This is a genomic window from Stutzerimonas stutzeri (assembly GCF_000952685.1).
Classification (GTDB): domain Bacteria; phylum Pseudomonadota; class Gammaproteobacteria; order Pseudomonadales; family Pseudomonadaceae; genus Stutzerimonas; species Stutzerimonas stutzeri_E.
Genome location: NZ_JYHV01000037.1, coordinates 85,641 through 111,891, shown reverse-complemented (window position 1 = coordinate 111,891; position 26,251 = coordinate 85,641). Strand labels below are relative to the sequence as shown.

General features: G+C 62.0%; 25 protein-coding genes. 9 read left to right on the top strand and 16 right to left on the bottom strand.

What is annotated here, in order from left to right; all coding sequences use genetic code 11:
• Window positions 1–2: 2 nt before the first annotated feature.
• From mrdA to lipB, 7 genes are all read left to right on the top strand, one after another.
• Window positions 3–1,892, top strand: a complete 1,890-nt coding sequence (gene mrdA, locus UF78_RS19225; protein ID WP_045163823.1) for a penicillin-binding protein 2 — start codon at window positions 3–5, stop codon at window positions 1,890–1,892.
• Window positions 1,893–1,930: 38 nt separating this feature from the next.
• The gene (rodA, locus tag UF78_RS19220; RefSeq protein ID WP_196298709.1) at window positions 1,931–3,034 is read left to right on the top strand and encodes a rod shape-determining protein RodA; all 1,104 of its coding nucleotides are present in this window, start codon (window positions 1,931–1,933) and stop codon (window positions 3,032–3,034) included.
• A gap of 47 nt (window positions 3,035–3,081) precedes the next feature.
• Window positions 3,082–4,065, top strand: a complete 984-nt coding sequence (gene mltB / locus UF78_RS19215) for a lytic murein transglycosylase B (RefSeq protein WP_045164360.1) — start codon at window positions 3,082–3,084, stop codon at window positions 4,063–4,065.
• Window positions 4,062–5,051 carry a septal ring lytic transglycosylase RlpA family protein gene (locus tag UF78_RS19210; protein ID WP_045163821.1) on the top strand — a complete coding sequence of 330 codons (990 nt, stop codon included), beginning with the start codon at window positions 4,062–4,064 and terminating at the stop codon, window positions 5,049–5,051. Before mltB ends, UF78_RS19210 begins: the two co-directional genes overlap by 4 nt.
• A gap of 77 nt (window positions 5,052–5,128) precedes the next feature.
• A complete protein-coding gene (locus UF78_RS19205) occupies window positions 5,129–6,286 on the top strand; it encodes a D-alanyl-D-alanine carboxypeptidase family protein (RefSeq protein WP_045163820.1) in 1,158 nt (385 codons plus the stop codon).
• Between the two features lie 61 nt (window positions 6,287–6,347).
• Entirely contained in the window at window positions 6,348–6,632 is a 285-nt protein-coding gene (locus tag UF78_RS19200) for a DUF493 domain-containing protein (protein ID WP_045163819.1), read from the top strand.
• A 76-nt stretch (window positions 6,633–6,708) separates the two neighbouring features.
• A complete protein-coding gene (gene lipB / locus UF78_RS19195; protein ID WP_045163818.1) occupies window positions 6,709–7,368 on the top strand; it encodes a lipoyl(octanoyl) transferase LipB in 660 nt (219 codons plus the stop codon).
• A gap of 96 nt (window positions 7,369–7,464) precedes the next feature.
• Here lipB and lipA read toward each other — a convergent pair whose 3' ends face one another.
• The 6 genes from lipA to leuS all read right to left on the bottom strand — a co-directional run bounded on the left by lipA (window position 7,465) and on the right by leuS (window position 14,745).
• On the bottom strand, window positions 7,465–8,517 hold the full coding sequence (lipA, locus tag UF78_RS19190) for a lipoyl synthase (RefSeq protein ID WP_045163817.1): 1,053 nt from the start codon (window positions 8,515–8,517) through the stop codon (window positions 7,465–7,467).
• A 289-nt stretch (window positions 8,518–8,806) separates the two neighbouring features.
• Window positions 8,807–10,096 carry a lytic murein transglycosylase gene (locus UF78_RS19185; protein ID WP_045163816.1) on the bottom strand — a complete coding sequence of 430 codons (1,290 nt, stop codon included), beginning with the start codon at window positions 10,094–10,096 and terminating at the stop codon, window positions 8,807–8,809.
• Between the two features lie 60 nt (window positions 10,097–10,156).
• A complete protein-coding gene (gene arfA, locus UF78_RS19180; RefSeq protein ID WP_021209677.1) occupies window positions 10,157–10,315 on the bottom strand; it encodes an alternative ribosome rescue factor ArfA in 159 nt (52 codons plus the stop codon).
• Between the two features lie 101 nt (window positions 10,316–10,416).
• Window positions 10,417–11,445 (bottom strand): DNA polymerase III subunit delta, encoded by a 1,029-nt coding sequence (holA, locus tag UF78_RS19175; RefSeq protein ID WP_045163815.1) that lies wholly within the window; start codon window positions 11,443–11,445, stop codon window positions 10,417–10,419.
• Between the two features lie 42 nt (window positions 11,446–11,487).
• A complete protein-coding gene (lptE, locus tag UF78_RS19170) occupies window positions 11,488–12,093 on the bottom strand; it encodes an LPS assembly lipoprotein LptE (RefSeq protein ID WP_045163814.1) in 606 nt (201 codons plus the stop codon).
• A gap of 45 nt (window positions 12,094–12,138) precedes the next feature.
• Entirely contained in the window at window positions 12,139–14,745 is a 2,607-nt protein-coding gene (gene leuS, locus UF78_RS19165) for a leucine--tRNA ligase (RefSeq protein WP_045163813.1), read from the bottom strand.
• Between the two features lie 256 nt (window positions 14,746–15,001).
• On the opposite strand from leuS, the gene UF78_RS19160 reads away from it, so the two are divergent.
• Both UF78_RS19160 and UF78_RS19155 read left to right on the top strand, forming a co-directional pair.
• Window positions 15,002–15,457: a hypothetical protein gene (locus UF78_RS19160; RefSeq protein WP_196298703.1), complete on the top strand. Its 456-nt coding sequence runs from the start codon at window positions 15,002–15,004 to the stop codon at window positions 15,455–15,457.
• A 72-nt stretch (window positions 15,458–15,529) separates the two neighbouring features.
• Window positions 15,530–16,303, top strand: coding sequence for a YdcF family protein (locus tag UF78_RS19155; protein WP_045163812.1), 774 nt, complete (start codon window positions 15,530–15,532; stop codon window positions 16,301–16,303).
• A gap of 30 nt (window positions 16,304–16,333) precedes the next feature.
• Here the strand turns inward: UF78_RS19155 and lnt are convergent, their stop codons facing one another.
• From lnt to UF78_RS19105, 10 genes are all read right to left on the bottom strand, one after another.
• The gene (lnt, locus tag UF78_RS19150; RefSeq protein ID WP_045163811.1) at window positions 16,334–17,845 is read right to left on the bottom strand and encodes an apolipoprotein N-acyltransferase; all 1,512 of its coding nucleotides are present in this window, start codon (window positions 17,843–17,845) and stop codon (window positions 16,334–16,336) included.
• A gap of 96 nt (window positions 17,846–17,941) precedes the next feature.
• Window positions 17,942–18,790: an HlyC/CorC family transporter gene (locus UF78_RS19145; protein ID WP_045163810.1), complete on the bottom strand. Its 849-nt coding sequence runs from the start codon at window positions 18,788–18,790 to the stop codon at window positions 17,942–17,944.
• 38 nt (window positions 18,791–18,828) lie between these two features.
• The gene (gene ybeY / locus UF78_RS19140) at window positions 18,829–19,296 is read right to left on the bottom strand and encodes an rRNA maturation RNase YbeY (protein ID WP_045163809.1); all 468 of its coding nucleotides are present in this window, start codon (window positions 19,294–19,296) and stop codon (window positions 18,829–18,831) included.
• The gene (locus UF78_RS19135) at window positions 19,289–20,296 is read right to left on the bottom strand and encodes a PhoH family protein (protein WP_045163808.1); all 1,008 of its coding nucleotides are present in this window, start codon (window positions 20,294–20,296) and stop codon (window positions 19,289–19,291) included. The genes ybeY and UF78_RS19135 overlap by 8 nt, the downstream gene beginning before the upstream one ends.
• A gap of 137 nt (window positions 20,297–20,433) precedes the next feature.
• A complete protein-coding gene (gene miaB / locus UF78_RS19130; RefSeq protein ID WP_045163807.1) occupies window positions 20,434–21,774 on the bottom strand; it encodes a tRNA (N6-isopentenyl adenosine(37)-C2)-methylthiotransferase MiaB in 1,341 nt (446 codons plus the stop codon).
• Between the two features lie 181 nt (window positions 21,775–21,955).
• The gene (locus UF78_RS19125; protein WP_045163806.1) at window positions 21,956–22,498 is read right to left on the bottom strand and encodes a tetratricopeptide repeat protein; all 543 of its coding nucleotides are present in this window, start codon (window positions 22,496–22,498) and stop codon (window positions 21,956–21,958) included.
• 119 nt (window positions 22,499–22,617) lie between these two features.
• Window positions 22,618–23,247 (bottom strand): hypothetical protein, encoded by a 630-nt coding sequence (locus UF78_RS19120; RefSeq protein WP_045163805.1) that lies wholly within the window; start codon window positions 23,245–23,247, stop codon window positions 22,618–22,620.
• A gap of 5 nt (window positions 23,248–23,252) precedes the next feature.
• Window positions 23,253–24,536 carry a glutamate-1-semialdehyde 2,1-aminomutase gene (hemL, locus tag UF78_RS19115; protein WP_045163804.1) on the bottom strand — a complete coding sequence of 428 codons (1,284 nt, stop codon included), beginning with the start codon at window positions 24,534–24,536 and terminating at the stop codon, window positions 23,253–23,255.
• A gap of 67 nt (window positions 24,537–24,603) precedes the next feature.
• The gene (gene thiE / locus UF78_RS19110; protein ID WP_045163803.1) at window positions 24,604–25,242 is read right to left on the bottom strand and encodes a thiamine phosphate synthase; all 639 of its coding nucleotides are present in this window, start codon (window positions 25,240–25,242) and stop codon (window positions 24,604–24,606) included.
• Window positions 25,243–25,256: 14 nt separating this feature from the next.
• Window positions 25,257–26,051, bottom strand: a complete 795-nt coding sequence (locus UF78_RS19105; RefSeq protein WP_045163802.1) for a hydroxymethylpyrimidine/phosphomethylpyrimidine kinase — start codon at window positions 26,049–26,051, stop codon at window positions 25,257–25,259.
• Between the last annotated feature and the right edge of the window lie 200 nt (window positions 26,052–26,251).

Genomic DNA, 26,251 nt, shown 5'->3' with positions numbered 1-26,251 from the left:
AGATGTCCCAGCCGATCCCCCTCAAGGACCACGAAAAAGACGCCCGCCTGGTGCGTCAGCGCGTGCTCGTGGGTGGGGCGCTGGTCTTGCTGCTGATTAGCCTGTTGGTTGCACGCCTGTATTACCTTCAGGTCGTTCAGTACCAGTACCATTCGACGCTCTCGGAAAACAACCGCGTCCATGTCCAGCCGATCCCGCCCAACCGGGGGCTGATCTTCGATCGGACCGGCAAGATCATCGCCGATAACCGCCCAAGCTTCAGTCTGACGGTGACTCGCGAGCGCGCCGAAGATTGGCGTAAGACATTGGATACCGTGGTGGAGGTGCTGGCGTTGTCGAGCGAAGAGCGCGAGCTCTTCGAAAAGCGGGTATTGCAGGGGCGGCGGCCTTTCGAACCGGTGCCGATCATGTATGAGCTGTCGGAGGAGCAGATCGCGCGCATCGCAGTTGACCAGTTCCGTCTGCCCGGCGTCGAGGTCGCGGCGCAGCTGGTTCGGCATTACCCGCAGGGCGAGCACTTCGCGCACTCGGTCGGCTACGTCGGTCGGATCAACGAGGCGGAGGTCAAACAACTCGATCCGGTCAACTACAGCGGTACCCACCATATCGGCAAGACCGGCATCGAGCGCTTTTATGAAGACTCCTTGCATGGGCAGGTGGGCTACGAGGAGGTCGAAACAAACGCTCGCGGGCGGGTGTTACGGGTGCTCAAACGCACTGATCCGATTCCGGGCAAGGACATCACCCTGACGCTCGATCTGGAGCTGCAAAAGGCGGCCGAAGCCGCGTTGGCCGGCCGTCGAGGCGCTATCGTGGCACTGCAGCCGGCAACCGGCGAGGTACTGGCGATGGTCAGCCAGCCGAGTTTCGATCCCAATCTGTTTGTCACTGGTATCAGCTTCAAGGCATACGGTGAACTGCGTGACTCGATTGACCAGCCGTTGTTCAATCGCGTGCTGCGCGGCCTGTATCCACCCGGGTCGACGATCAAACCGATGATGGCGATCGCCGGTCTCGATTCCGGCGTCACCACCGAAGATGCCAAAGTGTTCGATCCCGGTTTCTTCCAGCTTCCGAACGTGAAGCATAAGTACCGTAACTGGAACCGCGGCGGCGACGGCTGGGTGAACCTGGAGACGGCGATCTATCGTTCCAACGATACCTATTTTTACGATCTGGCCCACAAGATGGGCATCGACCGGATGCACGAGTACATGACCCGCTTTGGCATCGGTCAACGCGTGGCGCTGGACATGTTCGAGGAAACCGCTGGCCTGATGCCGTCGCGTGAATGGAAGCGCGCGCGCTACCGTCAGGCCTGGTATCCCGGCGAAACCGTCATCCTGGGCATTGGGCAGGGCTATATGCAGGCCACGCCGTTGCAACTGGCCCAGGCGACCGCGCTGATGGCGAATCACGGCAAATGGATTCGCCCGCATCTGGCGAAGAGCATCGAGGGCGTTGCACCCGTCGATCCCGAGCCTGTGCCGGACATTCGGCTGCGTGACCCGCGTTATTGGGATGCAGCGATCGGCGGTATGGAAAAGGTCCTGCACGGCGCACGCGGCACCGCTAAGAAGGTCGGTGATACGGCTCAGTATCGCATCGCCGGCAAAAGCGGGACCGCACAAGTCGTTGCCATCAAGCAGGGGGAGCGGTACGACAGCGGCAAGCTTGCCGAACGGCACCGTGACCACGCGTTGTTTGTTGCCTTCGCGCCGGTGCACGACCCACAGATCGCGGTAGCCGTCATGGTCGAGAACGGAGAGTCCGGTTCCGGTGTTGCGGCACCGGTGGCCAAACAGGTCATGGATGCCTGGTTGCTGAACGAAGCGGGCGAGCTGAAGGCCGAGTTCGCCCCCCCGCTGACGGCCGAAGGACCTAAGCCATGAGCGGAGCATTCGATCGTACGATTTCGACCTCCGATGTGATGCGCCGGCGAGCGACGCTGCTGCAACGCATGCACATCGATGGCGTGTTGCTGCTGCTGTTGTTGCTACTGGCGGCGGGCAGCCTGTTCGTCCTCTATTCGGCGGGTGGCAAGAACTGGGACTTGCTGCTCAAGCAGGCCACCTCTTACGGCATCGGCCTGGGCGCCATGGTGGTCATTGCGCAATTGGAGCCGCGATTCATGGCGCGCTGGGTTCCTCTCGGCTATCTGCTCGTCGTCGCGCTGCTGGTGGCGGTGGACTTCGTCGGGTACACGGCGATGGGCGCGACTCGCTGGATCAGTATTCCCGGCGTGATTCGCTTTCAGCCGTCCGAGTTCATGAAGATCATCATGCCGATGACGATCGCCTGGTATCTGTCCGCTCGCGCCTTGCCGCCAGGGATCAAGCACACCCTGGTCAGCCTGGGGCTCATCCTGACGCCCTTTGTGCTGATTCTCAAACAACCTGATTTGGGCACATCGATGCTGGTACTGGTTTCTGGCGCGTTCGTGCTGTTCATCGCCGGGCTGCGCTGGCGCTGGATCCTTGGGGCGATTGCAGCTCTGGTGCCGGTTGCTGTGGCCATGTGGTATTTCGTCCTGCATAACTACCAGAAGCAACGCGTACATACCTTTCTCGATCCGGAGAGCGATCCCCTGGGAACCGGCTGGAATATCATCCAGTCGAAGGCGGCGATTGGCTCGGGCGGAGTGTTCGGCAAAGGCTGGCTGATGGGTACCCAGTCACATCTGGATTTTTTGCCCGAAAGCCATACGGACTTTATCATTGCGGTCCTAGCCGAAGAGTTCGGTCTGGTCGGCGTCTGTCTGTTGCTGTTGGTGTATTTGCTGCTGATCTCCCGGGGGCTGGTTATCACGGTTCAGGCGCAGACGCTGTTTGGCAAGTTGCTTGCCGGCGCGCTTACCATGACGTTCTTCGTATATGTTTTCGTCAATATCGGTATGGTCAGCGGGCTACTGCCGGTCGTAGGGGTGCCGCTGCCCTTTATCAGTTTTGGCGGCACTTCATTGGTGACCCTGCTATCGGGGTTCGGGGTTTTGATGTCGATCCACACCCACCGCAAGTGGATCACGCAGGTTTGAATAGAGTGAATTTCTTGAATCCATTACGACGTGGCTGGTTGGCGCGAGTGCTCTGCGGAGCAGGTCTTTTCGGTGTGTTCACCAATTCTCCTGGAGCTTTCGCTGCCGATTACCAGGGCGAGAAGGTCGCCGAGTTCGTTCGAGAAATGACTCAGGATTACGGGTTTGCCAGCGAGCAACTGGTTGAAATGCTGGCCCAGGCGGAGCGCAAACAGGCGATTCTTGACGCCATCTCTCGGCCGGCAGAGCGGGTCAAACCCTGGAGCGAATATCGACCGATCTTCATCACCGATTCGCGAATCGCCCAGGGGATCGATTTCTGGCGCGAAAACGAGGCTGCGCTTACGCGCGCTGAGAAGGAATATGGCGTGCCGGCCGAGGTCATCGTCGCGATCATTGGCGTCGAAACCTTTTACGGCCGCAACACCGGCAACTATCGTGTTATCGATGCCCTGTCCACGCTGGGCTTCGATTATCCGCCGCGCCAGCCGTTCTTCCGTCAGCAGCTCAAGGAGTTCCTGTTGCTGGCGCGTGAGGAGCAGGTCGACCCGCTGACCCTCACCGGTTCCTATGCCGGGGCGATGGGCCTGCCGCAATTCATGCCGAGCAGCTTTCGCGCCTACGCTGTGGACTTCGACGCCGACGGTCATATCGACATCTGGAAGAACCCGGTCGATGCCATCGGAAGCGCCGCCAACTATTTCAAACAGCACGGTTGGATTACCGATGCACCAGTAGTGGCACGGGCGACCGTCAAGGGTGAGCGGTACGACGAGGGCCTGACCGAGGGCCTCGAACCGGTAAAGAATGCGGCTGAGCTGCGTGAACTCGGCTGGCAATGGCAGGCCGAGACGCAGACGGCTGATGACACCGCGGTAACGGCTTTCCGTCTGGACGGTGCCGAAGGCGACGAATATTGGGTAGGCTTGCCTAATTTCTATGTCATCACGCGCTACAACCGTAGCGTGATGTACGCCTTGGCGGTGCACCAGCTCGCCGAGCAGATGGTTCAGGCGCGGGACATGCCATGAGAATTCGTTTGTTGGCGGCGATAGCCGTCGCTGCCCTCGGCGCGGGTTGCTCCTCCCCGCCGAAGTCGCAATCGCCAGCGCCTGCTCCGAGTGTGGGTATGAGCGGCCCTGCTGATTATTCACGGCCTCACAAGGACGGCGCCCCATGGTGGGACGTCGATGTTTCCAGTATCCCCGATGCGACACCGATGCCGCATAACGGGCCGTTCAAGGCCAATCCCTACACCGTGCTGGGCAAGACCTATTACCCGCTGGGCGACAGTCGTAACTACCGTGCGACCGGCACCGCTTCATGGTACGGCACCAAATTCCACGGTCAGCCGACCGCCAATGGCGAGAAGTACGATCTGTACGGCATGAGCGCGGCACACAAGACGTTGCCGCTGCCCAGCTACGTGAGAGTTACCAACCTCGACAATGGCAAGACGGTGGTGCTGCGGGTCAACGACCGTGGGCCTTTTTACTCGGATCGGATCATCGACTTGTCCTTCGCCGCAGCGAAAAAGCTGGGCTACGCGGAGACCGGGACAGCACGGGTCAAGGTCGAAGGGATCGACCCCGAACAGTGGTGGGCCGAACGTGGCCGGCCGGCACCGATGGTGCTGGCGCAGCCGCAGAAAGTGACCAGCAAGCCCTCCGGTCGCGCGCTTTCACAGCCTGTCGAGCAGTACGCGCCGCCCCCGGCACAGCATGCCGCTGCAACCTTGCCAGTCCAGGTCGAACGTCGCGACAAGTCGACCTCAGCCAGACCAGGGGTCTTTCTTCAGGTCGGTGCATTTGCCAACCCGGACGCCGCCCAACTGTTGCGTGACAAGCTCAGCAGCATAACTGCTGCCCCGGTATTCGTGAGCTCGGTGGTTCATCAGGAACAGATTCTGCACCGGGTGCGCCTTGGACCAATCGACTCAGCGGATGAAGCGGCGCAGCTCGAACAGAGCGTCCGTCTCGCAAATTTGGGAAACCCGCGGCGCGTACGTGACGATTGACGCTTGCACGCTTCCTTGCTGGATAAAGCGGCACCGATTCGACATCATTTTTGCCAACATCAATTTCTGAGAGAGCAATGACTATCACCACCCTCGTGCACCGACTGTTCCTCCTTACCGTGCTGCTCGTAGCGCCGGTCGCCTGGGCCGAGCCGATCATTCCGTCACCGCCGCAGCTGGCGGCGAAGTCCTACGTCCTGATGGATGCGGCCAGCGGCAAGGTACTGGTCGAGGCCGGGGGTGACGAGCGTCTGCCGCCGGCCAGCCTGACCAAGTTGATGACGGCTTATATCGCCACGCTGGAGATAAAGAAGGGTCAGATTTCCGGCAGCGACATGGTCACTGTCAGCGAAAAGGCCTGGCGTACCGGTGGTTCGCGGATGTTTATTCAGGTCAACACGCAGGTTTCGGTCGACGATCTGCTGCATGGCATCATCATCCAGTCCGGCAACGACGCCAGTGTAGCGATGGCTGAGCACATCGCTGGCAGCGAAGAGGCCTTCGCCGACCTGATGAACAGCACGGCGCAGCGGTTGGGCATGAGCAACACCCACTTCATGAATGCCACTGGGCTTCCCCATCCGGAACATTATTCTTCAGCGGCCGACATGGCCAAGCTAGCCCGCGCGATCATTTACGAAGATCCGGCGCACTATGATATCTACGCCCAGAAGGAATTCTTCTGGAACAACATCAAGCAGCCCAACCGTAACCTGCTGCTGTGGCGTGACAAGACCGTCGATGGCCTGAAAACCGGGCATACCGAGGAGGCGGGCTACTGCCTGGTAGCTTCCGCAGTGCGCGATGGTATGCGTCTGATCAGTGTCGTGTTCGGCACCAATAGCGAGCAGGCTCGCGCGGCCGAGACGCAAAAGCTGCTGACCTACGGCTTCCGCTTCTTTGAAACCCGGACCTTCTACCAGACGGGCGTCGAACTGGCGAAGTCCCGGGTCTGGAAGGGCCAGCAAGATCAGATCAGTGCCGGCTTGGCGAATGATCTGACCCTGACCCTTCCTCGCGGACAGATGGACAAGCTGCAGGCCGGGCTGACCTTCAACCCGGAACTGACAGCGCCTATTCAGCAGGGCGATGTAGTGGGCAAAGTCGAGGTCACTCTTGATGGTCAGGTGCTGCAGAGCACCGATCTGATAGCCTTGGAGGCCGTGGAGGAGGGCGGGCTGTTCCGTCGTTTCTGGGATAGCATTCAGCTGTTCTTCTTCAATCTTTTCAATTGATGCCACCTGAGTGCGCTCTGGTTACTCACCGAGCGCGCTTACGGATCACGAGTCCGTCGCCATGACCGAAAGCAAAAGCGAAACACCTGCGCCAAAAATCGAATTTCCCTGTGAGCGCTATCCGATCAAGGTGATCGGCGACGCGGGCGAGGGCTTCAGCGCGGCGGTAATAGAAGTGATCCGCCGGCATGCGCCGAATTTTGACGAGACCACGCTGGTGACTCGCGACAGCCGCAACGGACGCTTCCTCTCCGTGCAGGTGTTGATCACCGCGACCAGTGTCGATCAGTTGCAGGCGATTCACGTGGATTTGCGCGCGACCGGGCGCGTGCATATGGTGCTCTGATGAGTGGCTGTCCGCTGTCGGCAAGTCTGATTGTCACAGCATTTGTATGCGGTGCATGTAGAGCTGGCCTTCGGAAATGGGTGCGGTGATGCTCGGTGTCCGCGAGCTCGGGCTGGTGGAGTATCAGACTGCCTGGCAGGCGATGCAGTGCTTCACCAATGAGCGTGGGCCGGCCACCGATGACGAGATTTGGCTGTTGCAGCACCCGCCGGTATTCACCCAAGGACAAGCCGGCAAGGCCGAGCACCTGCTGTTGCCCGGGGACATTCCGGTGATTCAGGCTGACCGAGGTGGGCAGGTGACCTACCATGGCCCGGGGCAACTGGTGTGCTACCTGCTGTTGGATGTCAGACGGCTAGGCATAGGTGTCCGAGACCTGGTCAGTCGCATCGAGCAGAGTCTTATCGAGTTGCTGGCCAGCTACGATGTACAGGCCATCTCCAAGCCCGACGCGCCAGGCGTCTATGTCGAGGGAGCGAAGATCGCTTCGCTCGGTCTACGCATCCGTAACGGGCGTTCATTTCACGGTCTGGCGCTCAATGTGGACATGGATCTGGAGCCCTTCGGGCGGATCAATCCCTGCGGCTACGCCGGCATGGCCATGACCCAGCTGGCTGATCTGATCGCTGGCCCTGTAGTCTTTTCCGAAGTCAGCGCCCGCTTGCGTGAACAACTGGTCAAGCACCTCGGCTACGCGCAGCAGCAGACCCTGGCGGGTACAGTAATAGGCTGCTAGGTGGGGCGCGTGCTTATTCAGTCTGAGCGGCGAGGCATGCGGATACAAAAACGCCTGCCCCAGGCTCGGCCTGAAGGCAGGCGTTGTTCGACCCGATCAGTTCAGATTGAGGGTCGGAATCAGGCTGCTATCGAACGGCTGGCCTGGAACCGGCACCGGAGCGGCCAGTCCCAGGTTGTTCTTTTCGAATACCCGGTCGGCTCGGTAGCTGGAGCGCACCAGCGGGCCGGCGGCGACTTCCATAAAGCCTTTTTCTAGGCCAATTTCGCGGAAACGGTTGAATTCTTCCGGGGTGACCCAGCGCTTGACCGGTAGGTGGTTGCGGGTTGGCTGCAGGTACTGGCCAAGGGTCAGGATGTCCACGCCGATGGCGCGCAGGTCATCCATGGTCTCCAGCACTTCCTCGTCGCTTTCTCCCAAGCCCAGCATCAGGCTGGTCTTGGTCAGCATCTTCGGACGATGGCGCTTGGCATGCTCCAGCACGCGCAAGGTCTTCTCGTAGCCGGCGCGGGGGTCGCGCACTTCACGGGTCAGGCGTTTGACCGTCTCGACGTTCTGCGCGAAGACCTCCAGTCCAGAGTCCGCTACACGTTCGATGGCTTGCAGGTCTCCGTCGAAGTCCGGGGTCAGGGCCTCTACGACCACTTGCGGGGTGCGCTCCTTGATGGCGCGAACACAGGCGGCATAGTGCGCGGCACCGCCGTCGTCCAGGTCGTCGCGGTCTACCGAGGTCAGCACGATATAGCGCAGCGCCATCAGCTCCACCGACTTGGCTGTGTTCTGTGGCTCTTCCTGATCCAGCCAGCCGTTGGGGTTGCCCGTGTCCACCGCGCAGAAGCGGCACGCGCGGGTGCACACCGAGCCCATCAGCATGATGGTGGCTGTGCCGTTGGACCAGCATTCGCCCATGTTCGGGCAGTGGGATTCCTGGCATACGGTGCTCAGGCGGTGTTCGCCGACATTACGCTTGACCGCTTCGAAGCGGCTACCGCTGGGTGCCTTGACTCGCAGCCACTTGGGCTTGGGTTCGAACACCTGGGGTTCGCTCGAGGCGCGGCGCTTCTGCCCGTCCTTGATCGCGGTGATGCCCTGGGTGGTGCGGAATTTTTCGCCGCTGGCAACGGTCTTGGGCTGGGAGGTTTCGGACATCGGCTTTCTGGGCTCCGCTAGAGGCTCCGTGGACGAGGCGGCTTGTGGCCGCCGCGCAGTTTATCACAGGCGCTGACCGTTCAGTCCGCCCTGCGAGGCGTGCAGTCGGCTGCCGCAGGGGCCGTGCTGTGGCGTCGCCAGTGTTGTCCCGCGGCTGAACTACACCTGCGCTTCATGGGGGCTAACAGAGGGCTGTACTACTGACAAGTACAGGCCCCGACGCTGCGCAACTGCTCGCGGGAGTGTGTGGCTCTGGGCAAAGCGTGGCCGAATCGTTCGGCCACGCTCGCTAAGGCTCTGCGCGCAGCCGGCCGAGCAACTCCTGGGTCGGGTGACCGTCGGCGGGCCAGCCCAGCTGTTGTTGGAAACTACGGATTGCATTTCGGGTGTTGGCCCCGATGATGCCGTCGGCAGCGCCAGGATCGAAGCCTTGGTTTGCCAGACGCTCCTGCAGCTCAAGGCGCTCGGAACGACTCAGGGGCTGCTCACCCTGCGGCCAGCTTGCGCGCACTTGGCCCGCGCCGGTGAAGCGCTCGGACAGCAGGCCGATCGCCAACGCATAGGACGACGAATTGTTGTAGCGCAAGATCGCCCGAAAATTATCCATTACCAGAAACGCAGGGCCACGGTAACCGGCAGGAAGCAAAAGGCTGGCGCTCGCTTCGTCCATGCCTGCGGGCAGCCCGCTCAGGCCCAGGCGACGCCATTCGGCCAACGGCTTGCGGATGTTGCTATCGGCCAGTGCGTAGTCGAATGCTTCAGGCAGGCGGACCTCGAAACCCCACGGCTGTCCGGCTTTCCATCCTGAGGCCTGCAGATAATGCGCGGCCGAGGCCAGGGCATCGGCCGAACTGTTCCAGATATCCCGACGGCCGTCCCCGTCGAAATCCACTGCGTGGGTGTTATAGGTGGTCGGAATGAACTGCGTCTGGCCCATCGCACCAGCCCAGGAGCCGCGCAGTTGATCGGCAGTGACATCGCCGTGGTCAAGGATCTCCAGCGCTGCCAACAGCTGGCTTTTGGCGAAGTCGGGGCGTCGACCTTCGTGTGCGAGAGTGGCCAGCGAGCGGATCACGCCCTTGTCACCCACGATTTGCCCATAGCTGCTTTCCAGCCCCCAGATCGCCACCAGGGTAGTGCGGTCGACGCCGTAGCGCTTTTCTATGTCGTCCAGCGTCGCTTGATGTTGGCTCAACAGTCGTTTGCCGCCATCGACGCGTTGTCGCGAAAGGGCGCCGTCCAGGTATCGCCAGACCGGTCGGGTGAATTCCGGTTGGCTGCGATCGGCGGTGATAACGCTCGGATCAGGTGTTACCCCTGCGAAGGCGCGGTCAAACAGCTGGGCGGATATCCCGGCCTGAAGGGCTTCACTACGAAACGCGTCGCGCCACTGCGCGAAGCTTTGCTGTGGCAGAGCGGATTCAGCCGGCTCGCTCGAGGTGCGCTCAATACTGGCCGGCAACGGCTGACCGGGTGTGTCCGGCATGGCGGGCTCGGCGGCGCAAGCGACCATGATGCTCAGGGCTGATCCGGCAATCAGGGTGCGCAACAGCAATATCGGAACGAAGGTGTAAAGCATGCACCACTCTCGGCAAGTCAATGGCACGTGACATTAACACGCTTTGATTTGCTTGGCTTTTCAAGCCGCCAGAAGGACCGAAGCCTCCCAGTTTGTCGACTGGGAGGCTTCACGGCGGTAGCTGCCTTTGCCTTTTTTCGGTTGTTCCTGGCGGCTGCGAAACAGGGGTTGCGCCACCAGTGATTTAGCCTTGTTTGGCCGTTTTCGTTGCTTGCTCATCATCTCTCTCCTGATTGCCCGTGATCGAGCGGAGGCATCATAAGATCTGTACAAAAAATGTCCAGAACCCATGGCGGCATAGCGGCTTGAAGCGATAAGCGCTACAGCCTGATCCGTCGTCCGCTCAGCTGAAGGCATAGATTCGTCAAGCCAACCCAGGGGTCACCCTCGGCCTGCCCTTTGATCTGCTCGTCGATACGCTGCGCATCCGTCAGCAGGCGTTGCCAGCCTGCGGCGTCGTGGCGCTGCAGCGCCTTGCTGACCAACGGCTTGCGTTTGTCCCAAACCGGAGGGCGGGCCTGGCTGAAGGCGCGATCGAGAGGCACGCCTTGGCTGTACTGCTGTGCAATGTTGGCCAGTTGGCGAACCTCGCGAGCCACGGCCCAGAGAATGACGGGCGCTTCGACACCCTCACCACGCAGGCCCGTGAGCATCTGCAGGATGTGCTCCGGCTGGCCCAGTAGCGCCGCATCGATCAGGCCGAACACGTCGTAGCGGGCGCTGTCGGCGACGGCCGCCTGCACCGTCTCGGCCGTCACCTGGCCGTCTTCGGCGAGGAGCTTGAGCTTCTCGATTTCCTGCGCGGCGGCCAGCAGGTTGCCCTCGACACGCGCGGCAATCAGCTCCACGGCGTCCTGATCGGCGGCCAGTCCGGCCTGCGATAGGCGCTGGCGAATCCACTGCGGCAACTGTTGAGCGTCCACCGGCCAGATCTGCAGAAACTGCACCTGCTTGCCGTCGATCAGCGCCTTGGCCCACTTGGTCTTTTGCGTGTTGCCGTCGAGCTTGGGCAGGCTGATCAGCAGCACGGTGTCTTCGGCGGGACGCGCGAGGTACTCGATCAGTGCGGCGGCGCCCTTGTCGCCAGGCTTGCCGTTGGGGATGCGCAACTCCAGCAGGCGTCTCTCGGCAAACAGCGAAAGGCTTGCACCGGCTTCGATGAGTTGCCCCCAGTCGAAGCCGGTCTCCACGTTGAGCACCTGGCGCTCGGTAAAGTCCTGCTGACGGCAGGCGCCGCGGATGGCATCGCAGGCTTCCTGGCAGAGCAGATGCTCATCGCCGCTGACTACATAGACTGGCGATAGGGGGCCTTGCAGGTGCTTGGCGAGTTGGGCTGGGGAAAGCTTCATGCGTTCGAGAGAAGGCAGCCACCGGCGGTGGCTGCCTCTTCATCACTGAATGGGCAGTTCGATGGGGGATTGCTGCGGCTGTGAGCTCTGCTCGCGTATCTGTGCTTCGATGGCCTCGGCTTCTGCACGCTTCTTGGCTTCGGCAGTCTGTTGCAGTCTGTCGAGTTCCGCCGGGGTAATGCCGCGGATACGCATGCTCAGCTGTTGCAGGACTTCGCGGCGCATTTCCTGACGAAGCTGGCCAGCTTCCTGGTCGGAACCGATGAGATTGCTGCTGTCGTGTACATAGACTTTCTGCACCTCAACGCTGTCCTGTAGCAGAACGGTGTTCTGCGGGCCGCGGAATTCGTAGTCGAGCACACTGGTCAGTTCGTATTCGGCACTGCGCGCCGCAGTCGTATAGCTGGCGGTGCGCTGGCGGGTCTGCTCGCGTACAAGGTCCAGGGTGTAGCGCGCACCCGGATAGACGCGTACGCCGTTGTCCTTGAGTAGCTCTTCGAGCTGCGTAGCAGTCTCGCCATAGCTGTCGCGGGCCTCAAGGTTGAGCTCATCAAGAGCGAAACTGGTGTCACCGGTGCCACGCAGCTGGAAACCGCAGGCGCTCAGGAGCAGGGCCAGGCCGGCCACCGCGAGATTGCGTTTGATCATCTTGTTATCCCCTTGTCAGCCTTGGCGCACTGCGCCAGGGCGAATTCAATTAGCGACGATATTGACCAGTTTGCCCGGCACCACGATGACCTTGCGGATGGTCAGGCCTTCGGTGAAACGCACCACGTTCTCGTTGGCGCGTGCACTGGCTTCGACGGCCTCGCGGCTGGCACCGGCCGGCACTTCGATCTGCCCGCGCAGCTTGCCGTTGACCTGAACAACCAGCGTCAGGCTGTCCTGAACCAGCGCAGATTCGTCAACCTTCGGCCACTGGGCGTCGATAATCGCGCCGTTTTTACCCAGCTGCTGCCAGAGTTCATGGCAAATGTGGGGGGTGATCGGCGCCAGCAGCAGGGCGACGGTTTCCAGACCTTCCTGCAGCAACGCACGATCCTGCTCGCTTTCGGCAGCGGCCTTTTCCAGCACGTTCATCAGGGTCATCACCTGTGCGATGGCCGTGTTGAATTTGTGGTGCTGACCGACATCCTGGCTGGCCTGCTTGATGGCCAGATGGATGGCCCGGCGTACGGCTTTCTGCTCATCACTCAAGCTGGAAATGTCCAGCGGGGCGATGGCGCCAGTGCTGACATGGGCGTGCGCCAGGCGCCAGACGCGGCGCAGGAAGCGGCTGGCGCCTTCGACGCCGGAATCGGACCATTCCAGGCTCATGTCCGGTGGCGAGGCGAACATCATGAACAGGCGGCAGGTATCGGCGCCGTAGGAATCAATCATGGCCTGCGGGTCGACACCGTTGTTCTTTGACTTGGACATCTTCTCGGTGCCGCCGATCTCCACCGGTAGGCCGTCGCTGGCGAGCTTGGCGCCGACGACCTTGGCCTTGGCATCACGCTCGACAATGACGTCGGCCGGGTTGAACCAGTCCTTGCCGCCGTTCTCCAGGGTACGGTAGTAGGTGTCGGCGACTACCATGCCCTGGGTCAACAGGTTTCTGAACGGCTCGTTGGAGGTGACCAGCCCCTCATCACGCATCAGCTTGTGGAAGAAGCGCGCATAGAGCAGGTGCAGGATCGCATGCTCGATGCCGCCGATGTACTGGTCCACGGGCAGCCAGTGATTGGCTGCGGCGGGGTCGACCATACCTTGGTCGTAGTGCGGCGAAGCGTAACGGGCAAAGTACCAGGACGATTCGACGAAGGTGTCCATGGTGTCGGTTTCACGCTTGGCTGCGGCGCCGCACTTGGGACAGCTGCAGTCATAGAATTCCGGCATGCGTGCCAGCGGCGAACCGGCGCCGTCCGGGACCACGTCTTCGGGCAGAACCACCGGCAGCTGATCTTCCGGTACTGGCACATCGCCGCAGGTTTCGCAATGGATGATCGGAATCGGGCAGCCCCAGTAGCGCTGGCGACTGATGCCCCAGTCGCGCAGGCGGAACTGGGTGCGAGCCTGGCCGAGGCCCTTGTTCTGGAGAGCGACTTCCATCGCGTCGAAAGCGCCATCGAAGTCCAGGCCATTGAATTCGCCGGAGTTGATCAGCTCACCGTGGTCGCCATAAGCGTCCTGCCAAGGCGCAGGCGTCTCGTCGCCAGCGCTGGTGCGCACCACCGGTTTGATAGGCAGATCGTATTTGCTCGCAAAGGCAAAGTCGCGCTCGTCATGGGCGGGTACGGCCATCACAGCGCCTTCGCCGTAGTTCATCAGCACGTAGTTGGCGACCCAGACCGGCAGCAGCTCGCCGGTCAGCGGGTGCTGGACGCGCAGAGCGGTGGCGAGGCCTTTCTTTTCCTGGGTGGCAATATCCGCCTCGGCGACGCCGCCGCGCTTGCATTCATCGATGAATGCTTGCAGTTCAGGGTTGTTCTGGGCAGCGAGAGTGGCCAGCGGATGTTCAGCCGCCACGGCAACATAGGTGGCGCCCATCAGCGTGTCGGGACGGGTGGTGAATACCTTCATCACGCCTTCGCTGCCGATGCTGGCAACGTCGTAGGGGAAGCTGATCTCCATTCCGCGCGACTTGCCGATCCAGTTGCGCTGCATGGTCTTGACCTGCTCGGGCCAGCCGTCCAGCTCGTCCAGACTCTCCAGAAGTTCATCCGCGTAAGCGGTGATCTTGAAGTAGTACATGGGGATTTCGCGCTTCTCGATCAGCGCGCCGGAACGCCAGCCGCGGCCATCGATGACCTGCTCGTTGGCCAGCACGGTCTGGTCGACCGGGTCCCAGTTGACGGTGCCGTTCTTGCGGTAGATCACGCCCTTTTCGTAAAGCCGTGTGAACAGCCACTGCTCCCAGCGGTAATAGTCGGGCTTGCAGGTGGTGACTTCCCGCGTCCAATCGACCGCCAAGCCCAGACTCTTCAGCTGGGTGCGCATGTAGTCGATGTTTTCGTAGGTCCACTTGGCCGGCGCGACCTTGTTCTTCATCGCCGCGTTCTCGGCGGGCATGCCGAACGCGTCCCAGCCCATGGGTTGCAGCACGTTCTTGCCCTGCATGCGCTGGTAGCGCGCAATCACGTCACCGATGGTGTAGTTGCGCACGTGGCCCATGTGCAGCTTGCCGCTGGGGTAGGGGAACATCGACAGGCAGTAGAAGGTGTCCTTGCCTGGCTGTTCACTCACTTCAAAGGATTTCTGCGCGTCCCAGTGGGACTGCGCGGCGGCTTCGATCTCGCGGGGCTGATACTGTTCGTGCATGGCTACTGGCGTTGAATAGGGGCTGGCTGTTCGCTAAGCGGCCACGGGCTGCGGAAATGCCGGGTGAGACCTGGCGAAGACGGCGGCGCAACGGGCTGAATGCGAAAGCATGGAAGCGCCGTAGCATACATGACCCCCCGTGACCGAGGGAAACCCGATTTGCCGGCGCCGCACGGCCCCGTTGGTCGCGGGCATCGTCGTCGTTCTGGTGTGAGCTACGCTTGTACAGGGGGCGGGACGAACGAAGAGGTGAATCATGGGTAAAGAGCGCCAAGCAGATGAGGGCAACCTTTACGGACGCGTGCTGCAGCGGCTGACGGTGGCCTTGGAAGAGGCGGAACGGACCGCGGGCAGCGATGCCGGCGCGACCGAGTTGGAAGTCGGTGGGCTGACGCCGGCGGAGTTCGATCTGATCCGCGCTTATCTGCAGCAGGATTCGCAATGGCTTTCGGGCTGGCATGCGGCGGCCGAAGAACAGGCACAGTTGGTGCGCCAGGCGACGCGCCCGGCACTGCGCAATGTGCTGCGCCATCATCCTCATCCGGGCAAACGGAGCAAGCAGGCACCCCTGTCCCTCCAGCAGGCGATGAATTGCGCGCTATGCGGCGCCAGCGTGAATTGGCCGGAGGGTGCAGGGCCGGTCGCCTGTTCGGCCTGTGGCTCTCAACTGCTCCGAGCGAGGCAGCGATTACATACCTACCCAAAGCACTGACGGCGTCCGTGCTGCCGACAAGCGGACGCCCTGGCATGTAAAGTTGCAGCGACCGATCTGCCGGAGCTGCACATGCCGATTCGCTATTTCTTCAAACAACTGCTGCTGCCGCCGGGCGGCCTGTTATTGCTATTGCTCGCCGCCTGGTGGCTTAGACGTCGTGCGCCGCGTCTGGCCGCGCTCTGTTTCGTGCTGGGGTTCGGAGGGTTGTGGTTGATGAGCTTGCCGGTCACGGTGGAGTGGGCGGCGCGCATGATCGAAAGCGAAGTGGCTTTGGATCGATCGCAGTGGAGCGGCCTCGAGCAGCGGGCGCAGGCGATTGTGGTGCTTGGCGCCGGCCGAGAGCAGGCCGATCCCGCCTGGGAAGGCGATCAGCCCAGCCATATCGCCCTTGAACGGCTGCGCTATGCATCGCGCCTGGCCAAGGCCTCCGGTCTGCCGATCCTCGCCAGTGGGGGGCTGCACTATGGTGAACCTCCCAGCGAAGCCTTGCTCGCTGCTGAAACGCTGCAGCACGATTTTGCGACTCAAACCAGATGGCTCGAGGAGCGTAGCCGCACCACCTGGGAAAACGCACGCTATAGTGCCGAGCTGCTGAAGGCAGGTGGCATCGAACGAATTGTTCTGGTGACCTCGGCGTCGCACATGCCAAGGTCACGCTGGTGCTTCGAGCAGTTCGGACTTGAAGTCATCCCGGCGCCCGTGGGCTTCGTCGGCGTACCCAACGGAAGGCCGTTCGGGGGATGGCTGCCCGAGTCGAAAGCCGTCTGGCAGAACGGCATGCTGCTCAACGAGGCAGTGGGCATGCTGGTCTATCCGCTGCTATATGACGGCGACGGCCAATAACGTTTTGCCGATCGGCCGGGCTGACGCTGTTCAGGTCCGCCGGCGGCGCACCATACCCCAGCCGAGCAACAACACGCACACCACGATCAAGGGCCAGGAGCGCCATTGCAGATAGGGCGTCAATCCCTGCATGGGGGTGACCTCACCATAGAGCACGCTCTCCTCGAACGCAGGGATCCGTTCGGTGATTTGACCCTGTGGGTCGATGAGCACCGTAACGCCGTTGTTGGTGGCACGAATCATCCAGCGGCCGGCTTCCAGCGCGCGCATCTGTGCCATCTGCAAATGCTGCAGCGGCCCGATGGAATGACCGAACCAGGCGTCGTTGCTGACCGTGAGCAGCATGTCGCTCTGCGCTGCGAGGCTGGCGGCGAACTCCGGATAGACGACTTCGTAGCAGATGAACGGCGCGATTTGGTAACCCTTTGCCTGAAGCAGTGTTTGCTCCGGCGTGCCACGGGCGAAGTCGGACATCGGCAGATCGAAGAAGGCGATCAGACCGCGCAGCAAGTCCTGCAGAGGGACGTATTCGCCGAAGGGCACCAGTTTCTGTTTCAGATAGGTGCCCTGCGCGTCGCCGGCGGTAGTCAGGCCATTGTAGTAGCGCAGCTCGCCCTCGGCGTTGGGCTGGCGTATAGGCACCCCGGTGATCAAGGCTGACTGTCGATCATTGGCGAAGCGGCTCATCATGCTTAGATAGCCTTCGGCGTGCTCCTTGAGAATCGGTACGGCGGTTTCCGGCCAGACGATGAGGTCGGCGGGACGACTATGGAACGTCATGTCGCGGTAGAGCAGCAGTTGCATTTCGAGCTTTTTGGGGTCCCATTTGATGCTCTGGGCGACATTTCCCTGCACCGCGGCGACTGTGATCGGCTCACCCTTGGTGGTTGTCCAGGCGTGCTGACCGATCCCCAGTGCGCCGCCCCAGAGCAGCGCCAGTGCGGCCAGCGAGCCAATCAACGCACCCTTGTGAGCGGCCAGGCGGGGCAGTTCTATCAACAGGGTGGCGGTCAGTACGATCACGAAGCTCAGCAGCCAGACGCCACCAAGGGGGGCGAGCCCGGCCAACGGACCTTCAAGCTGGCTGTAGCCGGCATAGAGCCAGGGGAAGCCCGTCAGTACCCAGCCGCGCAGCGCGTCAAGCGCGAGCCACAGCGCGGCGAACACAAGCGCGGCGAGTAGCGGTGCGCTGGCCGGTCGGAGCCAGCGCGACCAGAGCCAGCCAAGCAGCGCGAAAAACAGGGCCAGGCCGGCAACGAAGCCCAGGGTCAAGGTCCCCGCCAGGATGGGTGGAGCTGCGCCGAAGTCGTGGATGCTGACGTAGACCCAGCTGACGCCGGAGGCGAACAAGCCGAACCCGTAGCACCAGCCGCGACCGGCGGCCTGCTTTGGTGCCAGCTCGCGTAGGCCGAGATAGATCAGCCCGATCGACAACAGGGCCAGCGGCCAAATGTCGAACGGTGCGAGCGATAGGGTGGTCAGGGCGCCAGCGGCAAGCGCCAGCAGGTTGCCCGGCCAGCCGGGGCGGGTGATCCAGCGCATGGGACTTCCTTGAAAGACTGCCGCCGGTACGGTGACCGGCGGCGGGAATACGGAGCGGACGAGTCTACCGAAGGTTTCGCTGCGCCGGCAGGGAGCCTAGCGGTTTTCCGTCTCAGTGCGCGTTAGGCGCAGCATGTGCACGCGGCGGCTGTCGGCATTCAGCACGCGGAAGCGGAAACCGTCGATTTCGGTCACCTCGTTGCGCTTGGGTAGATGGCCGAATGTGCTCATCACCAGTCCGGCCACGGTGTCGAATTCTTCGTCGGGAAACTCGCTGTCGAAGAACTCGTTGAAGCTGTCGATCGGCGTTAGCGCCTTGACCAGAAAGTCGCCGCTGGGCAGCGGGCGGATATAGCTGTCTTCCTCGATGTCGTGCTCGTCTTCGATGTCGCCGACGATCTGCTCAAGTACGTCTTCAATGGTCACCAGCCCGGCGACACCGCCGTATTCGTCGATGACGATGGCCATGTGGCTGTGGTTCGCGCGGAACTCGCGCAACAGCACGTTGAGGCGCTTGGATTCGGGAACAAAGGTGGCCGGGCGCAGCAGGTCCTTGATGTCGAAAGGCTGTTGTTCGTCCTGCAGGATCAGCGGCAGCAAATCCTTGGCCAGCAGTACCCCGATCACCTCGTCGAGGCTATCGCCGACCACCGGATAGCGCGAGTGGGCGGCAGAGATGATGGCCGGTAGGAACTCCTTCGGCGACTGGTCGGCGCGGATGCTCATGACTTGTGAGCGCGGCACCATGATGTCGCGTACTTGCAGGTCGGCCACCTGGATGGCGCCCTCGACGATCGCCAGGGCTTCGTTGTCCAGCAGTTTGTTCTGGTGGGCGCCGCGCAATACTTCCAGCAGCTCCTCACGATTTTTCGGCTCCTGGGCAAAAGCCTGGGTGATTTTCCCAAACCAGGACTTCTGCCCGTTGCTCGATCGGTCTTCGCTCATGTTTTTGACTCAATGGTCCTTGCAGTTGCCCGTTCGGGCTATTCGGTGGCGTAAGGGTCGGCGTGACCCAGTTCGGCCAACAGTTGACGCTCGAGGCTTTCCATTTCTTCGGCTTCGTCGTCTTCGAGGTGATCGTAGCCGAGCAGATGCAGGCAGCCATGAATGACCAGGTGGGCCCAGTGCGCCGGCAATGTCTTGCCTTGTTCGGCCGCTTCGCGCTCCACCACCGGCACGCAGATCACCAGGTCGCCCAGCAGCGGGATATCCAGCAGCGGAACGCCGCCCGGCCCGTCCGGTACGTCCGCCGGAAAGGACAGCACGTTGGTGGCGTAGTCCTTCTGGCGCCAGGTGTGATTCAGCTCGCGGCCCTCGGGTTCGTCCACCAGGCGGATGGTCAGTTCGGAATCCGCGCTGCGCTGACGCAAGGCCAGCTCGCACCAGCGGCGAAGGTCTGCCTCGTCAGGTACGGCGCCGTTGCTAGCGCACTGCACATCAAGCTCAATCATCGCGATTGTCCGCAGTGCTACGTTTGCCAGCCGGGGGCTGGCGGTCTTCGAAGGCCTCGTAGGCTTCGACGATGCGCTGCACCAGCGGGTGGCGCACCACATCCTTGGGTTTGAAGTGAGTGAAGCTGATGCCGTTGACGTCCTTGAGCACTTCGATCACATGCGCGAGGCCGCTCTTGGTGCCGCGCGGCAGATCAACCTGGGTGATGTCGCCGGTGATCACCGCAGTGGAGCCGAAGCCGATCCGGGTGAGAAACATCTTCATCTGTTCCAGCGTGGTGTTCTGGCTCTCGTCAAGGATGATGAAGCTGTTGTTCAGGGTCCGCCCACGCATGTAAGCCAGCGGTGCGATCTCGATAACCTGTTTCTCGATCAGCCGTGCCACGTGCTCGAAGCCGAGCATTTCATAAAGGGCGTCGTAGAGCGGGCGCAAATAGGGATCGATCTTCTGCGCCAGATCGCCCGGCAGGAACCCCAGCTTTTCACCGGCCTCGACCGCTGGGCGCACGAGCAGGATACGGCGGATCTGCTCGCGCTCCAGCGCATCGACGGCGCAGGCGACGGCCAGATAGGTCTTGCCGGTACCGGCCGGGCCGATGCCGAAGTTGATGTCGTTGTCGAGGATCGACTGTACGTAGCGCTGTTGATTGGCACCGCGTGGGCGAATATTGCCTTTTCGGGTGCGCAGCGAAATGTTCGGCGTGGTGGACGAGTTGTTCAACTCCTCCATCGCCGACTCCTGCAGGAATAGGTGAACCATGTCGGGCGAGAGCTCGTTGCTCTTAGTCTCGCGGTACAGGCGTCGCAGCAGGTGTTCCGCCGCTTTGGTGACGTCGGTTGGCCCGATCAGCTCGAACTGGTTTCCACGATTGCGGATTTCCAGCTCCAAGCGCTGTTCGATCAGGCGCAAATGCTCGTCGAACTGGCCGCACAGATTGGCGAAGCGGTTGGCTTCAAAAGGTTCCAGGGTGAAACGATGAGGTTCTATAGGGGCGTTCAAGGGATTTTGATTGACCTGCTCTGCAATAAGGTTCGATGAGAATAGCGCCGCGCGGCGAAAAAAGCAGCGGCGCGCCGGCTCGGGCCGTTCGTGACGTTACCGGTCAGAAACTGCTCGAGCGCTGTCCGGTGACCCGCTCAGCTTGCGGCCCGTTCGATCAGCGTGCCTCGCAGCGAATGCGGGAGGGCGTCATCGATATGCACGTCGACGAACTGACCGATCAACCTTGGATTGTCGCAGCGGAAATTGACGATCCGGTTGTGCTCGGTGCGGCCCTGAAGCATGCCTGGGTCTTTTTTAGAGTAGTCGGTGACGAGAATTCGCTGCTGGGTACCCACCATTCGTCGACTGTTCTCGAAACCCTGCTGGTTGATGCGTTGTTGCAGGATCGCCAGACGCTGCTTCTTCACCTCGTCCGGGGTCTCGTCGAGCAGGTCCGCCGCCGGTGTGCCGGGCCGCGAGCTGTAGACGAAGGAGTAGGAAAAGTCGAAGCCGACGTCCTCGATCAGCTTCATGGTCTGCTCGAAGTCCTTCTCGGTCTCGCCGGGAAAACCGACGATGAAGTCAGAACTGATCAGAATCTCCGGTACCGCCGCTTTCAGCTTGCGAATGCGTGACTTGTACTCCAGCGCCGTATGGTTGCGCTTCATGGCTGCCAGTATACGATCGGAGCCCGCCTGCACCGGCAAGTGCAGGTATTTCACCAGCTCCGGCACTTCGGCGTGAGCCTGGATCAACGCATCGGAAAATTCCAACGGGTGGCTGGTGGTGTAGCGGATGCGGTCGATGCCGTCGACAGCCGCTACCACGCGGATCAACTCGGCCAGATCGGCGGTTCGCCCGTCATGAGTGGCGCCGCGGTAGCCGTTGACGTTCTGGCCGAGCAGGGTGACTTCGCGGACGCCATTTTCAGCCAAGTGGATCACTTCGGCGAGCACGTCGTCGAAAGGCCGGCTGACTTCCTCGCCGCGGGTGTAGGGCACGACGCAGAAGGTGCAGTATTTGCTGCAGCCTTCCATGACTGAGACGAAGGCCGTGGGACCATCGACGCGGGGCTCGGGTAGACGGTCGAACTTCTCGATCTCGGGGAATGAAATATCGACCTGCGGCTTCTTCGTGGTGCGTGCCGCGTCGATCATCTCCGGCAGCCGGTGCAAGGTTTGCGGGCCGAAGACCACGTCCACGTAGGGCGCGCGGTCGCGGATCGCCGCACCTTCCTGGCTCGCCACGCAGCCGCCAACACCGATGACCAGTTGCGGGTTGTCCAGCTTCAGTTCACGCCAGCGACCCAGCTGGGAAAATACTTTTTCCTGCGCTTTTTCTCGAATCGAACAGGTATTGAGCAGGATCACGTCGGCTTCCGCCGGATTCGAGGTGATCTCGAGAGGCTGTTGCTCGCCCAGCAGGTCCACCATGCGTGAGCTGTCGTACTCGTTCATCTGGCAGCCGTGGGTTTCGATATAAAGCTTGCGGGTCATGTTACGGGCCGGCGTTGTGCAAAAAATGACCGGCGATTATACGGCCGGACGGGGGACGATAAAAGCGAAAGCCGGTAAAGCGGATAAATGCATTGGCGGAGGGGCGCGCAGGAAGCGGAGCGCTGAAGCTGAAACGATCGGCAGGGCGTGGTCACCGGTATCGGGGCGTTCAGCTGCGCCGTTACGGCCTCGACGGAGCGCTTTCGCCGGCGGTCTGTAGATCCATCAGGTAGTCACGAAAGATCTGTCCGAGAACCTGAGTGGCAATCTCCAGTTCGTCGCGGCGCATCTGTGCAGACACGCGATCGGCCGTATCCAGCGCGTCCTCCTCGCCGTTGACCGCCGACATCTTCAGTACCACATAGGCCTGGACGTTGTTCGCAGGCACGCCTTCGCCGCGAAAGAACATCACGCCGAGCCGATGCTGGGCCAACGCGTGCCCCTTCAGCGATGCCTGTTCGAACCAGTGCAGTGCTTTGCTCAGGTCGCGAGGGGTGCGGCGATTGTCGTAGTGATACTCGCCGAGCTCATAGGCCGCTTGCACATCGCCTTCGCTGGCGGCCTGCTCACATGCGCGCAGGGCTTCACGCATCGCTTCCGGGGTGGTATTCAGCGCGCAGCGGGAAGTTGCCGGAATCAGCAGCGAGTTGCCTCCTGCCGTTGCCGGCAGGGGCGAGAGAAGCAGCAGGCAGCCAACGAAGAGGCTGCGGCCGGTGCGAATCATGGATCAAAGCGCCTCGAAGAGCAGGGCGGTGATTGAAGGTCGGCGAAAACGAGCCGACGTTCACATTATGGATAAGCCGTTGCCTGCTTACAAAGGCTTTGATGACGCGTGTTCGGCTTTTATGCAGGTGCGCTGTGCTCCTCGCGCAAGTTACCCGGCAGATTAAGCAGCATCCAGGCAATGATCGGACAGGCCAATGCGAGCCAGAACTGTTGATAAGCGCCGAGCGGATTGGGGCCGATCGACAGGCCGGTCCAGGGCAGCAATGCCAGCATCAGAGCGCTACCGGCTACGCCAGCACTGGCCTGCAGGCGCGCCGGCCATTGCAGCAGGCCCGCATAAAGCACCAGCAACGCGCTGAGCAGGCCCAGCGTGAGCGCGTAAGGTGCGCTCCAGCCAAGCTGCCGGGCGAGTTCGAAGAAGGCGCACAGGCCTATCACAATTCGACCCCAGGTCGGCCGGCTCCAGGTCCATTTGCGACCCAACGTCAGCGCCACCACGCCGACCAACGGTAGTCCGAGCAGCAGGGTTGCCTGCATCAGCCAGCGTTCGGCCTCCAGCGTGTCGAGGCCAATCGCCAGTCTTACCGCAGCGCAGGCTCCGGTTCCGCCAGCCAGGCTAAAGGCGAGCAGCGCGCAAAACAGTGCGGGCTGGTCCGGCTCGCCATAACCGCGGCGGGCCGTACCGATCCAGATCGCGCTGGAAAGGCCAGAGAACGCCAGCAACGTGGCTTGCAACAGTTCGGGCATCGGGCTCACTTCAGTCGGGCGAAGGCACGCTCGGCGGCATCGAGCGTCAGCTGAAGCTCCTTGTCGCCGTGGGCAATGGAGGTGAAGCCGGCTTCGTACGCGCTAGGTGCGAGATACACGCCACCTTCGAGCATCAGATGGAAGAATCGCTTGAAGCGCTCGGCATCGCTCGCCATCACGTCTTCGAAGGTGACGATGTTTTCCGCGTCGCTGAAATACAGGCCGAACATGCCGCCGACCTGCGTGGTGACGAAAGGAATACCGGCTGCCGCCGCGCGCTCTTTCAAGCCCTGCAGCATGGAGGTGGTGTAGTAGGTGAGTTCCGCATGGAAACCGGGACGGCTGATCAGCTGCAGCGTGGTCAGGCCGGCAGCCATCGCCAATGGGTTGCCGGACAGGGTACCAGCTTGGTAGACCGGGCCCAGCGGGGCGATACGCTCCATGATTTCGCGCTTGCCGCCGAAGCAGCCAACCGGCATGCCGCCACCGATGATCTTGCCGAAAGTGGTGAGGTCCGGGGTGACGCCATAGTGGGACTGGGCGCCGCCGAGCGCGACGCGGAAGCCGGTCATCACTTCATCGAAAATCAACACCACGCCGTGCTTGTCGCACTGCTCGCGCAGCCCCTGCAGATAACCAGGTGCTGGCGGGACGCAGTTCATGTTGCCGGCGACCGGTTCGACGATGATGCACGCGACTTCTTTGCCAACCTCTGCGAGCATCTGCTCGACTGCGGCCAGATCGTTGAACGGTAGGGTCAGCGTGTGCTTGGCGAACGCCGCCGGCACGCCTGCGGAGCTGGGCACACCCTGAGTCAATGCGCCAGAGCCAGCTTTGACCAGCAGGCTGTCGGAATGACCGTGGTAGCAGCCCTCGAACTTGATGATGCTGTCGCGGCCGGTATAACCACGGGCCAGGCGAATGGCACTCATGGTCGCCTCCGTCCCCGAGCTGACCATGCGCATCATTTCCATCGACGGGACCAGGCTGCAGACCCGTTCGGCCATTTCGGTTTCCATCGCGGTCGGCGCGCCGTATGACAACCCATGCTCCAGTTGACGGCGTACCGCGTCGAGCACCTCGGGATGGCTATGGCCGAGAATCATCGGCCCCCAAGAGCCGACATAATCCACATAGCGCTTGTCATCCTCGTCCGTCACGTAGGCGCCTTCGGCGTGCTTGAGGAATATCGGCGTGCCGCCAACGCTCCGGAACGCGCGCACGGGGGAGTTGACGCCACCCGGAATGTGATTCTGGGCGCTGGCAAAAAGGGTTTCGGAACGGGACATGCTGGGCCTCTCCAGGGAAACAAAAATACAGCTTGGACAGGAGCGACACCTCCTGCCATGACACTGGTCAGTCGGCGGCGAACAACTCGCTGAACGCATGTGCGCGACGCTCGACTTCGCTAGCCGACTCGGCCGCGAACAGCGCATGCACCACGGCGACCAGGCTGGCGCCACGGGCGATCAGGTCTGGAGCATTGTCCAGCGTCACGCCGCCTATCACGGTGATCGGCAGGGTGAAACGCTGACGTGCCTGCTCGAGCATCTCCAGGGTGGCGGCAGGAGCGCCGGGTTTGGTGTTGGAATCGAAGAATCGGCCGAAGGCGACATAGCTGGCTCCTTCGGCAATGGCCTGTTCAGCCAGATCCAGGCGTGCATGGCAGGTCGCACCGATGATGGCCTTACGACCCAGAAGGGCACGCGCCACCGAGAGCGAGCCGTCTTGCTGGCCCAAGTGCAGCCCGACGCCGAGGCGCGCCGCCAGTTCCGCGTCGTCATTGATGATCAATCGTGCTGCATGACGCTCGCAGAGTTCGCGCAGAGCCTCGGCTTCGCGCAAGCGGCGACGGTCATCGTCGGATTTATCGCGGTATTGCAGCAGCCTTGCGCCGCCCCTCAGTGCCGCTTCGGCGTAGGGCAGCAGGCGCCCGTCGGCCAGCAACTTGCTGTCGGTAATGGCGTAGAGGCCGCGCAGATGATTGTCTTTCATGTGCAGCGCTCCTGTCAGGCCAGATCGAGCGGCAGGCGACGGGGGATGTATTGTCCGCGGCCCGGCGCTTCGGCATCTCGCAGCGTGCGCCAGGTGTAATCGAGAGCGGACTTCACGGCACTGGCGAGCCCTTCGCCGAGCGCCAGGCGACCGGCCAGGGCGCTGGCCAGGGTGCAGCCTGAGCCATGGTAGCTGCCGGGCAGACGCTGGCAGCTGAAATCGTGCCGACCACCGTCGCGCGAATAGAGACGGTTGTGCACCTCGGTTTCGTCGCCATGCCCGCCGGTGATCAACAGGTGACGAATGTAGGGCAACAGCCGTTCGGCGCACTGGTCGGCGCTGCCCTCCGGCAGCTCGGCAAGTATCCGCGCTTCGGGCAGGTTCGGCGTGGCGAGGGTCGCTACCGGAAACAGGCGCTCGCGCATGGCGTAGCCGACTTCGTCCTTGCCCAATGCGCCACCCCCCCCGGCGCGCAGCACCGGATCGCAAACCAGCGGCACGCCGGGCAGTTTCTGCATGACTTCCAGTACGGTCTCGACCATTTCTACCGAACCGAGCATGCCCAGCTTAACCGCGGCAATCGGCATGTCGGCGATGACGGCATGGGCCTGGGCCAGTACCCAATCGCGATCGAGCACACGGAAATCGCTAACGTCGACGGTATCCTGCACGGTCAGCGCAGTGACGGTCGGGGCGGCGTGGCAGCCCTGAGCGACCAGCGCCTCTATGTCGGCTTGCAGCCCGGCGCCGCCACTCGGGTCGTGGCCGGAAAGGCATAGAACGACAGGGCGAGAGCAAGGGCCGGTCATCGATGAGTTCCCCGAATGCGTGGCTGAATGGAGTGGCCGGGGCTAGTACAGCCCGATTTAAAGGCGTGCGAGCTTACCATCAATCGCCCCGAGCGGCTTGCGCAGAGGACGGTTGAGCGCATTGGTCGGGATATCGGACAGAAGCTGCCGTTTGGGTTGGCCGGAGCATGCTAAAGTGCCATCAATTTGTGGGTCGCGAA